The organism is Pseudomonas sp. FP1740 (assembly GCF_030687165.1).
Lineage (GTDB): Bacteria > Pseudomonadota > Gammaproteobacteria > Pseudomonadales > Pseudomonadaceae > Aquipseudomonas.
In genome coordinates this window covers 3,084,590-3,097,763 of record NZ_CP117461.1, presented here as the reverse complement: position 1 = coordinate 3,097,763, position 13,174 = coordinate 3,084,590, and the positions used below count along the sequence as shown (strand labels likewise).

The 13,174-nt window shown below is 60.4% G+C and carries 8 protein-coding genes; 3 read left to right on the top strand and 5 right to left on the bottom strand.

The window, feature by feature from the left end:
- Positions 1-35: 35 nt before the first annotated feature.
- From glgB to PSH69_RS14045, 4 genes are all read right to left on the bottom strand, one after another.
- Positions 36-2,267: a 1,4-alpha-glucan branching protein GlgB gene (gene glgB / locus PSH69_RS14060; RefSeq protein ID WP_305412574.1), complete on the bottom strand. Its 2,232-nt coding sequence runs from the start codon at positions 2,265-2,267 to the stop codon at positions 36-38.
- 2 nt (positions 2,268-2,269) lie between these two features.
- Positions 2,270-5,611: a maltose alpha-D-glucosyltransferase gene (gene treS / locus PSH69_RS14055; RefSeq protein ID WP_305412572.1), complete on the bottom strand. Its 3,342-nt coding sequence runs from the start codon at positions 5,609-5,611 to the stop codon at positions 2,270-2,272.
- A 144-nt stretch (positions 5,612-5,755) separates the two neighbouring features.
- Positions 5,756-7,756 carry an alpha-1,4-glucan--maltose-1-phosphate maltosyltransferase gene (locus PSH69_RS14050; protein ID WP_305412571.1) on the bottom strand — a complete coding sequence of 667 codons (2,001 nt, stop codon included), beginning with the start codon at positions 7,754-7,756 and terminating at the stop codon, positions 5,756-5,758.
- A 400-nt stretch (positions 7,757-8,156) separates the two neighbouring features.
- A complete protein-coding gene (locus PSH69_RS14045; RefSeq protein WP_305412570.1) occupies positions 8,157-8,657 on the bottom strand; it encodes an MgtC/SapB family protein in 501 nt (166 codons plus the stop codon).
- Positions 8,658-8,794: 137 nt separating this feature from the next.
- Between PSH69_RS14045 and PSH69_RS14040 the strand changes: the two genes are divergently transcribed.
- From PSH69_RS14040 to mapR, 3 genes are all read left to right on the top strand, one after another.
- On the top strand, positions 8,795-9,028 hold the full coding sequence (locus PSH69_RS14040; RefSeq protein ID WP_305412569.1) for a DUF3203 family protein: 234 nt from the start codon (positions 8,795-8,797) through the stop codon (positions 9,026-9,028).
- Between the two features lie 195 nt (positions 9,029-9,223).
- Positions 9,224-10,654, top strand: coding sequence for a cytochrome c oxidase accessory protein CcoG (gene ccoG, locus PSH69_RS14035; RefSeq protein WP_305412568.1), 1,431 nt, complete (start codon positions 9,224-9,226; stop codon positions 10,652-10,654).
- A 190-nt stretch (positions 10,655-10,844) separates the two neighbouring features.
- On the top strand, positions 10,845-12,254 hold the full coding sequence (gene mapR, locus PSH69_RS14030; protein WP_018926134.1) for a GntR family transcriptional regulator MpaR: 1,410 nt from the start codon (positions 10,845-10,847) through the stop codon (positions 12,252-12,254).
- 75 nt (positions 12,255-12,329) lie between these two features.
- Here the strand turns inward: mapR and PSH69_RS14025 are convergent, their stop codons facing one another.
- Positions 12,330-13,076 carry an SDR family oxidoreductase gene (locus tag PSH69_RS14025; protein ID WP_018926135.1) on the bottom strand — a complete coding sequence of 249 codons (747 nt, stop codon included), beginning with the start codon at positions 13,074-13,076 and terminating at the stop codon, positions 12,330-12,332.
- Positions 13,077-13,174: the final 98 nt, after the last annotated feature.

Genomic DNA, 13,174 nt, shown 5'->3' with positions numbered 1-13,174 from the left:
AGCGTGGGAACGATCAATTCAGGAGGATCAAGATCCTAACCCTCCGGTCGCAGGATCAACACCGCCAACGGCGGCAAATTCAACACCAGGGAAAGTGCCTGCCCATGGCTCGGTTCTTCCTCGGTGAACACCCCGCCACCGTTACCGTAATTGGACCCGGCATAGGTGTCGGCGTCGCTGTTGATCAACTCGACCCAGCGCCCGGCAAACGGCACGCCGACGCGGTAAGACTGACGCGGCACCGGGGTGAAGTTGGCCACCACCAACACCGGCCTGCCCTCCTTGCTCCAGCGCAGCCAGGCGTAGACGCTGTTGATCGCGTCGTCGCCGATCAACCACTGGAAGCCTTGCGGGACATCGTCCTGATCGTGCAGGGCCGGCTCTTCGCGATACAACCGATTCAAGTCGCCGACCAGCTTGCGCACCCCCTGGTGTTCCGGGTATTGCAGCAGATACCAGTCCAGTTGCTGATCGTGATTCCATTCGCGCCACTGGCCGAATTCGCAGCCCATGAACAACAGCTTCTTGCCGGGATGGGTCCACATGAAGCTCAGGTAAGCCCGCAGGTTGGCAAATTTCTGCCAGCGATCGCCAGGCATCTTGTCGATCAGCGAATGCTTGCCGTGCACCACTTCATCGTGGGAAATCGGCAGGATGAAACGCTCGGACCAGGCATACACCAGGCCGAAACTCAGTTCATTGTGATGATGGGCGCGGTACACCGGATCCTGCTGAATGTAATGCAGCGAATCGTGCATCCAGCCCATGTTCCACTTATAGGCAAAACCCAGCCCGCCCTGTTGCGTGCTCTGGCTGACACCCGGCCACGCCGTGGATTCCTCGGCAATCACCAGTGCGCCCGGTGCTTCCAGCGCCACTACGTCGTTGAGATGACGCAGGAAATCGATGGCTTCCAGGTTTTCCCGACCGCCGTGACGGTTGGGCACCCACTCGCCGGCCTTGCGCGAGTAATCGCGATACAGCATCGACGCCACTGCGTCGACCCGCAGTCCATCGACATGGAAATGCTTGAGCCAGTGCAGCGCCGACGCCAGCATGTAGCCGTGCACCTCGGTGCGGCCCAGGTTGTAGATCAGCGTGTCCCAGTCCTGGTGAAAACCCTCCATCGGGTTGCCGTATTCGTACAACGCCGTGCCGTCGAATTGCGCCAGGCCATGGGTGTCGGTGGGGAAATGCGCCGGCACCCAATCGAGGATCACGCCGATTTCGGCCTGGTGGCAGGCGTTGATGAAAGCAGCGAAGTCATCCGGCGAGCCGTAACGGGCGCTCGGGGCGAATTGCGACAGCAGTTGATAACCCCAGGAGCCACCGAACGGATGTTCCATGATCGGCATCAGTTCGATATGGGTGAAACCCAGCTCTTTGACGTACGGAATCAGCCGCTCGGCCAGTTCGGGCCAGGTGTACTGACGGGCGACTTCGCCCAGGTCATCCAGCTCGCATTGCCAGGAACCGGCGTGCAACTCGTAGATCGACAGCGGTGCGCTGGTTCGCTGACGCTCGCTGCGGGACTGCATCCAGTCCTGGTCCTGCCAGTCGACTTTCAGCGGCGAGGCGACTTTTGATGCGGTGTCCGGCGGCAGCGCGGTGGCCAGGGCCATCGGGTCGGCCTTGAGCGGCAGAATGCCGTGGGCGCCGAGGATTTCGTATTTGTAGGCCTCCCCCGCTTGCAGGCGCGGAATGAACAACTCCCAGACACCTGAAGGGTGCCGTAGGCGCATCGGATGCCGACGACCGTCCCAGACGTTGAAATCACCGACCACCGAGACCCTTCTGGCATTCGGTGCCCACACGGCGAAACGCACGCCATCCACGCCATCGACTGTCTTCAGTTGCGCACCGAGGCAACTGCTCAGATCCCGGTGATTGCCCTCGGCGAACAGGTACAAATCCATCTCGCCAAGTAACGGACCAAAGCTGTAAGGATCCTCGGCGAGTTGTTCTCCGCCGGCCCAACGGGTTCGCAATAAATAGGGCCGGGCCTGCTCGAAGTGCCCGACGAACAGTCCCGGAGTCTGGGTCGTCTCAAGGCTGCCGAGTTCTTCCCCGGACGCCTTGTCCACCACCTGAACGCTCAAGGCGTCCGGCAGATAGGCCCGAATGAATTGCCCGCCGGCGCCATCGCCGTGCGGGCCGAGAATTGCAAAGGGATCCTGATGTTCGGCGCGTACCAATGCGTCGATATCCCGCGCCTTGGGCAGCAGCGCCTCTTTAACGTGCCCCTGTTCCTTGTTCGAGAAACTCATGACTACTCTCCACCAAGATCGGAAAAGGGTTTAAGCCCACTCAATAATCCATATAAACCGTGCAACGGCACCGGTAGCCAAGTGGGGCGGTTTTCAGCCTCATAGGCCACTTCGTAAGCCGCCTTCTCCAGACCGAACAACGCCAGCGCAGCATCCTCGCCTTCAGGATCTTGCCATGCATGAGCAAGACTAGCTGCCGCCAGCCGATAAGCGTCGACAAATGATTGTCGCGCCTCTCTTAAATAACGCTCGGCGACCCTTTGACGCGCCGCCCGAGCATCCGCCGTGTTATCGACGTTGTGCACGTTGATCGCCATCGCCGCGGCATAATCGAAGGAGCGCAACACCCCGCTGACGTCTTTATAGGGGCTGTGTTTGCCACGGCGCTCATGCAGCGGCCGCGCGGGTTCACCCTCAAAATCGATCAGATAAGCATCACCCTTGATCACCAGCACTTGCCCCAGGTGCAAGTCGCCATGGACGCGGATACGCAAGCCGCCAGCGGCCTTTTTGCCCAGCTCCTGGGTATGTCCGAGGATGGCTTTCTTGTTGTCCAGCAAGCGGCTGACCAATGTCTGGTCCGTCGCGCTCAGTTCGGTTTGATGTTGCTTGAGCAGCTTTAGTGCATGCTCCAGCTGCGCCGCCACGTCCTTGGCCGAAGCCAGGGCATCTTTCTGGCTCATGATTTGTGGGGCAAAGTCCGGGTTGACGCTCGGGGTCGCCAGCACCTGATGCATTTCCCCCAGGCGCTGGCCGAGCATGCTGGCAAAATCCTTCAACTCGCCGAGGGCGTTGTAGTGCTGTTCCTGCTCGGACACGGCATCGGCGAGCTCGTCACGAAGCGCCCGTTCGAGGTTGTTCTGGGTCCATTCCCACGCATCGCCCTGATTGCTCAGATAGCCTTGGGCGATCATCAACAGCGTGTCCTCGCCCGCCGCATCGCGACGAATCACCGCCCCCAACAGCGGCGAAATATTTTTGAAACCGGCGTGGGTCAGGTACGCGCTCATTTCCAGTTCCGGATGCACCCCAGACGCGACCTTGCGGATCAGCTTCAGCACCAGGCTGGCGCCGATCACCACAGAACTGTTGGATTGCTCGGCGGACAGGTAACGCACCTGCGACTCGGCGCTCAGCCCCAATTTGGTCAATTCATCAGTAGGCTCGAAACGGATCTCGCCACCGTCCGAGGGCAACACCGTACTGGCCTGCATGCCCTGCAACACTGCATGAACAAAGCTGTCGAGGCTGAAGGCGTCGGTGATCAGGCCGACCTGCCGACCGCGCCGAACCCTGGCCAGCGCCAATTGCTGGGGCAAGGCCGCGCCAACCTGCTCCTCGGAAATAAAGCCGAATGGCAACTGATAGCGGCTGGTCTGGCCAGCGCTGGTGACGTCGATTTCACTCAACAGCACCGGATGCTGCGGGTCGCCGAAGCGCACGCCGTAGGCGAGGTTGACGCTGTCGATGGTGCCGTCCTTACCGGCATACCAGCGGCGATTCTGCAGCCAGCTCGGCAGAATGGCCTGCTCCAGCGTGGCGCGGGACGGTGCTTCAAGCAGCTCTTCCATGCGATTCTTCAGCACCAGGGTGGTGAAGTCCGGCAGGCTTTGCGCCGGTTCCACATGCCAACTCGGCATCTGATTTTCCGCCGCCAGGCCGAACCAGTAGAACCCGTAAGGCGCCAGCGTCAGCAGGAAATTCAACTGACCGATGGGCGGGAACGCGTTGCCGCCGAGCATCTCCACCGGAACCATGCCGACATAAGCCGACAGATCCAGCTCCGCCGCTTGCGCGCTGCGGGACACGTTGGCCACGCACAGTATGATCTCGTGCTTGCCGTCCGCGCCGGTGAATTCACGGGTGTAAGCCAGGATCCGGCGATTGCTCGGCGAGAGCATCTTCAGCGTCCCGCGACCGAAAGCCTTGGACTGCTTGCGCACCGCGAGCATGCGCCGGTTCCAGTTCAATAACGAATGAGGGTCACCGGCCTGGGTTTCGACGTTGACCGACAGGTAGCCGTATTGCGGGTCCATGATCGGCGGCAATACCAGGCTGGCCGGGTCGGCGCGGGAGAAACCGCCGTTACGGTCGATCGACCACTGCATCGGCGTGCGCACACCGTCGCGATCGCCGAGGTAGATGTTGTCGCCCATGCCGATTTCATCGCCGTAATACAGGGTCGGCGTGCCGGGCATCGACAGCAACAGGCTGTTGAGCAGTTCCACACGACGACGATCGCGCTCCATCAATGGCGCCAGACGCCGGCGAATCCCCAGGTTGATCCGCGCCCGACGGTCGGCCGCGTAGTAATTCCACAGGTAATCGCGCTCCCTGTCGGTGACCATTTCCAGGGTCAGTTCATCGTGGTTGCGCAAAAAAATCGCCCACTGGCAGTTGCTGGGGATTTCCGGGGTCTGGCGCAGAATGTCGGTAATCGGGAAACGATCTTCCTGGGCCAGCGCCATGTACATGCGCGGCATTAACGGGAAGTGAAACGCCATGTGGCATTCGTCGCCGTTCTGGCCGCTGGCGTCGGTATTGCCGAAGTACAGCTGTGTATCTTCCGGCCACTGATTGGCCTCGGCCAGCAGCATGCGATCGGGGTAATTGGCGTCGATCTCGGCACGAATCTGCTTGAGGACGTCGTGGGTCTCGGGAAGGTTTTCGTTGTTGGTACCGTCGCGTTCGATCAGGTACGGGATCGCATCCAGCCGCAGGCCGTCGATGCCCATGTCGAGCCAGTAGCGCATCACCGACAGCACGGCTTTCATGACTTGCGGGTTGTCGAAGTTGAGGTCCGGCTGGTGGGAATAGAAACGGTGCCAGAAGTACTGACCGGCTACCGGGTCCCAAGTCCAGTTGGACTTTTCGGTGTCGAGAAAGATGATGCGGGTGCCGTCGTATTTCTGATCGTTATCGGACCAGACATAGAAGTCCCGGGCCGCCGAGCCGGGTTTGGCCTTGCGCGCACGCTGGAACCAGGCGTGCTGGTCCGAAGTGTGGTTGATGACCAGTTCGGTGATCACCCGCAGACCGCGTTTATGGGCTTCGGAAATGAAGCGTTTGGCATCGGCCAGGGTGCCGTAGTCGGGGTGCACGCCACGGTACTCGGCGATGTCGTAGCCATCGTCGCGTCGCGGCGAAGGATAGAACGGCAATAGCCAGATGGTGTTGACACCCAGATCGGCAATGTAATCGAGTTTGGCGATAAGGCCGGGAAAGTCGCCGATCCCGTCATTGTTGGAGTCGAAAAAAGACTTAACGTGAACCTGATAGATCACTGCATCCTTGTACCAGAGCGGATCCTTGATAAAGGTGGCTGACCTGGGTTTCTTCGCCATTTGTAACTCCTGTTGAGACTAGAGAACGCCTTGGCCGCGATCGTTCCCACGCTCTGCGTGGGCATGCATCCAGTGACGCTCTGCGTCACAGCGGCGGGACGCAGAGCGTCCTGGGCGGCGTTCCCACGCAGAGCGTGGGAACGATCATGATCCTGCGGTGATCCGCCAAATCCCGAACGGCAGATGCCACGGTTCGATCCGCATGAACTGGTACTTGCCGTGCCAGGTCCAGCGATGGCCGTTCATCAAGTCTTCGCCCTGGGTGCTGGCATCGTCGGGCAAGCCCATTTCCCACAATGGCAATTCAAAATTCGCTTCCTGGGCGTTATGCGGATCGAGGCTGACGGCCACCAGAATGAAATTGCTGCCATCCTCACTGCGCTTGCCGAAATACAGAATGTTGTCGTTCCAGGCGTTGTAGACCTTCAGGCCCAGATGGGTCTGCAGCGCCGGGTTCTGCCGGCGGATGCGGTTGAGCTGAGCGATTTCGGCAATGATGTTGCCCGGCGCGGTGAAGTCCCGGGGGCGGATCTCGTACTTCTCGGAATTGAGGTACTCCTCCTTGCCCGGCACCGGTGCCGCTTCACACAGTTCAAAACCCGAATACATGCCCCACAGGCCGGAGCCCATGGTCGCCAGCGCGGCCCGGATCAGAAAACCCGCGCGCCCGGATTCATGCAGGAACGCCGGGTTGATGTCCGGCGTATTGACGAAAAAATTCGGCCGGTAGCATTCACGCCACGGCGATTCGTTGAGTTCGGTGAAATAAGTCGCCAGCTCGGTCTTGGTGTTGCGCCAGGTGAAATAGGTGTAGCTCTGGGAGTAACCGACCTTGCCCAGGCGCGCCATCATCGCCGGCGTGGTAAAGGCTTCCGCCAGAAAAATCACCTCGGGGTACAGCGCCCGCACATCGGCGATCAGCCACTGCCAGAACGGCAGCGGTTTGGTGTGCGGGTTATCAACGCGGAACAGCTTCACACCCTCTTCGACCCAGCCCACCACGATGTCGCGCAATTCAACCCACAGGCTGGGAATCGCGTCCACGGCATAGAAATCGACGTTGACGATGTCCTGATATTTCTTCGGCGGGTTCTCGGCGTATTTGATCGTGCCGTCCGGGCGCCAGTTGAACCAGCCCGGATGCTCTTTGAGCCACGGGTGATCCTGGGAACACTGAATCGCAAAGTCGAGGGCCACTTCCAGCCCATGTTCGGCAGCCGCCGCGACGAGCCGGCGAAAGTCTTCGCGGCTGCCCAGTTCCGAGTGAATCGCCTCATGCCCGCCTTCTTCGCTGCCGATGGCGTAAGGACTGCCCGGGTCGTCGGGGCCGGCGGTCAATGAGTTGTTCGGGCCTTTGCGATAGCTGCGGCCGATCGGGTGGATCGGCGTGAAGTACAGCACGTCGAAGCCCATGTCCTGGATCATCGCCAGCCGTGTGTGCACGTCATTGAAAGTGCCGTGGCGGGCAGGGTCATCGGTGATCGAGCGCGGAAACAATTCATACCAACTGGCGAACTGCGCCAACTCCCGCTCCACGTCCACCGGGTATTCAGGACTCAGACTGAGGAAGGGACGATGATCGGCCTGGGCCATCAAGTCTGCGCTGCGCTGGTGCAGAAACAAGGCAACCTGCTCGGTTTCGAGCAGACCGGACAACTCATGGTGCAACGCCGCCAGCTGCTCGCTGAGGAGGCCTTCACTGCGTTCCGCTGCCTGCTTGACGTGCATGCGCCCTTCCTGCAATTCCAGGCTGACCGACATGCAGGCCCCGTGCTTTTTTTTCAGTTCATAACAAAAACTGGCGTACTGATCGATCCAGGCTTCGATACAGAACGCATAGCGGCCCTGCTTCTTGACACGGAACTGGCCCTGCCAGCCGTTATTGCCCAACTCGGCCATCACCTCGCTCTGCCAGGTGTCGTCGCCTTCGGCACGCCAACGGATGCGCACGGCCAGTTTGTCATGACCGTCGGCAAACACTTTGCTGGTCACCACCACGTCCTGATCGACCACGGCTTTAACGGCAAATTGCCCGCCATCGAGGGTCGGCATGGTGTTTTCAATTACGATCCGCGGCAGCAACAATGCCTGGGACAGCGGTATATGCGGGTTGTAGCTCAATTCTGTGGGTTTCTCTGCAGTCATCGAGCATCTCTCCTTTACGCCCCAAGGACGCTCTTGTGCCCGGTCATCATTCACACGAAGCAGTCTGCCCCGATATGAACGCACCGGCATGAACTCACATAAGTTCCGAGCCACAGGCGCCGGCAAAGTTCAGAGGGATTTGCCAGGTCCTTCGAGGAATCAATCCCCCGGGCACGGGTCAACCAACTTAAGCACGACTCACGCCATCTGCCACTGGAGCCTTATCCATGAGCATTCCAATCCCGGCCGAGACACCCGATCCGAACATTGATGAGCCGACAATCCCGCCCACCGAGCCAGGCCCGGTACCCGAGCAAGAGCCGCCCGGAGCCACCCCGCCGCCCCGCGAGGAACCGCAGACTCCGCGATCACCAGTGATTGTGAATCCGTGAGCGCACCCCTACGGGTTTCGATCTTTTTCCAGCTGACGCACGATGACCGGCATCACGGCGAGGATCACCAACGCCAGCAACGTACTGAGCACCGCCGTCGCCTCGCGGCCCAGCCCGGCCGAAACGCCGATGGCGGCTGTCATCCACAACCCGGCGGCGGTGGTCAGGCCTTTGACGTGGCCCTCATTGCCATCGGTGTTCTTCAGGATAGTCCCGGCGCCGAGAAATCCGATGCCGGCGATTACGCCCTGTACCACCCGGCTCATGGCATCGGCCTGAGCCCCCGACATCTGCGGCACCAACACAAACAGCGCCGCGCCCAACGCGACTAGCATATGAGTACGAACCCCGGCAGCCTTGCCCTTTTGCTCACGCTCGAAACCGAGAAGGCCGCCCAGCAAGGCGGCCATCAGCAATCGCACGGTAATGCGCGTCAATTGCGAGGCGTCGCCGACATCGGCGAATTCCGCTTGCAGCGTCACCCAAACCTCGTGCCACCAGGCGTCCATGGTGCATTCCTTATCATTTGAACGGAAAAACGGCCCCCTCTAGACGATGGACCCCACCCACCATTAATCGGTTGCGCAGAACGATGACCGGCGAATGCGCCCTAACCCTTAAGAACCCGCAGAAAAAGGATTGCTCCATGACCGTGCGCATCGAAAACCAGACCTGCTTCTTAATCACCGAAAACGGCGAAGAAATTCGTCTTTGCCCCGATGTCACCATCATCACCGACGAGGAAAAATCCATGTCGGCAGTGGACCTCGACGGCCAGCGCTTCTACATCACCGAAGCAGAAGCCGACGCATTGACCGTAGCAGGCGCCGTGGACGGTCGCCGGCATTTGAAGGCCACGAACAGTGATTCGGTGATTTGACTGACCCGCATCAACACACCCCGCCAGCGCCTGACATAGGTACTTGCAGCCCGCCCTTGCGGGTGCATCAAGTTGTCGCAGGCGGGTGTGGACAATCCATCTGATCCGCTTTTTATTGCGTTAGCTGAGTCTGTTATGCAAACAGATCGCTGGTCATAGTGCTCAGGCCTGATGGAGGCTGATGAGCGAAAGACCATGAGCGATAGAATCCCCGTCCGAACCGTTGAACCTGCCTCATTTATAAAAAACAATGAGCCTTCGCGTCCAAAGATGAAGGCCAAGTCCAGCGACAACCTGATCCACACCCGCAGCTTCACCGGCCTGTTCCGCACCCTGCGCATAAGCGGCGCGGGGTTTCTGTTTCTGCTGTTCTTCGGCACGGTGTGGCTGAACTGGGGCGGCCGCCAGGCAGTGCTCTGGGACCTGTCCGAAAGCAAATTCCACATCTTCGGCGCGACCTTCTGGCCCCAGGATTTCATCCTGCTGTCGGCGCTGCTGATCATCGCCGCCTTCGGTCTGTTTGCGATCACCGTGTTCGCAGGCCGGGTCTGGTGCGGTTACACCTGCCCGCAGAGCTCCTGGACCTGGATCTTCATGTGGTGCGAGAAGATCACCGAAGGCGAGCGCAACCAGCGGATCAAGCTGCAAGCCGCGCCCTGGGGCCTGAATAAACTGCTCCGCCGCTCGGCCAAACACACCTTGTGGCTGGCGATCAGCCTGCTCACCGGCCTGACCTTTGTCGGCTACTTCACACCGATCCGGCCCCTGGCCGAAGAGCTGCTGACCTTGCAAATCGGCGGTGTCAGCCTGTTCTGGGTGCTGTTTTTCACCGGTGCCACTTACATCAACGCTGGCTGGCTACGTGAAGCCGTGTGCATGCACATGTGTCCATACGCACGGTTCCAAAGCGTGATGTTCGACAAGGACACCCTGACCATTTCCTACGACGTGGCTCGCGGCGAAAACCGTGGCCCGCGCAAACGTGAAGTGAACCCCGCCGAGGTCGGCCTGGGTGATTGCATCGACTGTCAGGTGTGCGTCCAGGTTTGCCCGACCGGCATCGACATCCGCGATGGTTTGCAAATGGAATGCATCGGTTGCGCCGCATGCATCGACGCCTGCGATTCGATCATGGACAAAATGGGCTACGCCCGTGGGCTGATCAGCTACACCTCGGAGCATCAATTGCAGGGTGGCAAGACCCACCTGCTGCGCCCGCGTCTGATCGGTTACACCGCGGTGCTGCTGGTGATGATCGGCGCCCTCGCCCTGGCCTTGGTGGAACGGCCGATGGTGTCGCTGGACGTGAGCAAGGACCGTGGCCTGTTCCGCGAGAACAGTGAAGGCCAGATCGAAAACATCTACAGCCTGAAGGTCATCAACAAGACCCAGCAACGTCAGGATTACCGTCTGACGCTGGTCGATGGCGACGGCTTCCAGTTGCAAGGCAAGACCGAACTGAGCCTGGCCGCCGGGGAGATTGTCGATGTGCCGGTGTCGGTGGCGATGATCACGGAACGGCCGAGCAGCAGCTCGCAGACGATCAGCTTCAAGATTGTCGACAGCGATGAGCCGGACATCTATAGCGTGGCCAAGAGCCGGTTTGTTGCACCGATGAACCGTTGAGCCTTTAAGATGCAATCCTTTGTCCTGTGGCGAGGGGGCTTGCCCCCGTTGGGTCGCGAAGCTGCCCCCTACATTATTCAGATATATCGAGCAGTCTGGTTTTACGACTGCTGCGCAGCCGAACGGGGCGATGCGGCGTTCCGACAAGCCCCCTCGCCACAAAATGCACAATTCACTAACCGGGCACTCGATGAAACGCTACGAAAAATTCGCCGACGACATCGCTGAACTGATCCGCTCCGGCGTTCTTGGCCCCGGCCATCGGGTGCCGTCGGTGCGCTACGCCAGCCAGACCTACGGCGTCAGCCCGTCCACGGTGTTCCAGGCCTATTACCTGCTCGAACGTCGCGGCCTGATCCGCGCGCGACCGCGTTCCGGCTACTTCGTCAATGCGCATGCACCAAGCCCGTTCTCGGAGCCGGTGATCAGCAGCCAGGTCAACGAGTCCACCGAAGTCGACGTCAGCGAACTGGTGTTCTCTGTACTGGACTCGATCAAGGACCCCACCACCGTGCCCTTCGGCTCGGCCTTCCCCAGCCCCACGCTGTTCCCGCTGCAGCGCTTGTCCCGCTCGCTGGCCAGTGCTTCCCGGGAGATGGACCCGCGCATGGTGGTCACCGACATGTCGCCGGGCAACCCGCAACTGCGTCGGCAAATCGCCCTGCGCTACATGGTCGGCGGGCTGATGCTGCCGATGGAGGAACTGCTGATCACCAACGGTGCGCTGGAAGCGCTGAACCTGTGCCTGCAAGCCGTCACCGAGCCTGGCGATCTGGTGGCCATCGAAGCCCCGGCCTTTTACGCCAGCCTGCAAGTGCTGGAACGGCTGAAGCTCAAAGCCGTGGAAATCCCCGTCCACCCGCGAGACGGCATCGACCTCGGCGTACTCGCCCAGACCCTGGAACGGCACCCGATCAAGGCGTGCTGGTGCATGACCAGTTTCCAGAACCCCATGGGCGCGACCATGCCCGAGGCGAAGAAACAGGAACTGGTGGAGTTGTTGCGCAGCCATCAGGTGCCGCTGATCGAGGATGACGTTTACGCCGAGCTCTATTACGGCCAACAGGCGCCGAAACCGGCCAAGGCGTTCGACACCGAAGGGCTGGTGATGCATTGCGGTTCGTTCGCCAAGAGCCTGGCCCCCGGCTACCGCATCGGCTGGGTCGCCGCCGGGCGCTATGCGCAGAAAATCGAACGGCTGAAACTCATGACCTCGCTGTGCGCTTCGATGCCCGCCCAGGCCGCCATCGCCGATTACCTGCAACACGGCGGCTACGACCGGCACCTGCGCAAACTGCGTTACGCCCTGGAAGAACAGCAAAGTGCGATGCTCGCCGCCATCGCCCGCTACTTCCCGGCCCAGACCCGCGTCAGTCAACCGGCCGGCGGTTACTTCCTGTGGCTGGAACTGCCACCGCAGATGGATTCGTTGAAGTTGTTCCAGATGGCATTAGCGCAGGGGATCAGCATTGCACCGGGGCCGATTTTTTCACCGACCCAGCGGTTCAGGAATTGTATTCGGTTGAATTACGGCAGCCCGTGGACCGAGGATTCGGAGAAGGCGATGGAGACGTTGGGGCGGATTGTCAGGTCCTTTTAACAGCAAAAGATCGCGGCGCCCACAGGTGCGTAGGAGCTGCCGAAGGCTGCGATCTTTTGATCTTGCTTCTGATCTTTACCGCCCACCACCAAGATCGACGAAAGTCCCGGTCGCATACGACGCCTTATCCGACAACAACCACACAATCGCCTCCGCCACTTCATCCGGCCGCCCACCGCGTGCCATCGGAATCGCCGACTCAAGTTTGCTGACCCGGTCCGGATCGCCGCTCAATGCATGGAAATCGGTGTAGATGTAACCCGGACGCACCGCATTGACGCGAATCCCCTCGCCCGCCACTTCCTTGGACAGGCCGATGGTGAAGGTGTCCAGCGCCCCCTTGGACGCGGCGTAATCCACGTACTCGTTGGGTGAGCCCAAACGCGAGGCAACCGAGGAAACGTTGACGATGCTGCCGCCCTGCCCGCCGTGTTTGGGCGACATGCGCAAAATCGCGTGTTTGGCGCAGAGGATCGGCGCCAGGACGTTGGTCTTGAGGATTTTCAGAATGCGGAATTCCGACATTTCGTCGATCCGCGACTTTTGTCCGACGGTGCCGGCGTTGTTCACCAGCGCCGTGACCCGGCCCAGTTCGGTGTCCACCCGATGAAACAGAGCGATCACTTCGTCTTCGATGCTGACATCGGCACGCACAGCGATGGCCTGGGCACCGCGTGCACGGACTTGCTCCAGCACACTGAGCGCCGCCTGTTCGTCGGACTGATAATTGATGCAGATCCGATAACCTTGTTCGGCGGCTAACAGGGCCGTGGCGGCGCCGATTCCGCGGCTGCCGCCGGTGATGACGATGACTTTATCCATGCTGGCGTTCCCCCGTTCCAAGCGTAAGCAGTCGGGGCCAAGAATAACCGCCATTGCGCGGTTTTGCATGGGTCCACATCAAGGGGCATGGTACATCT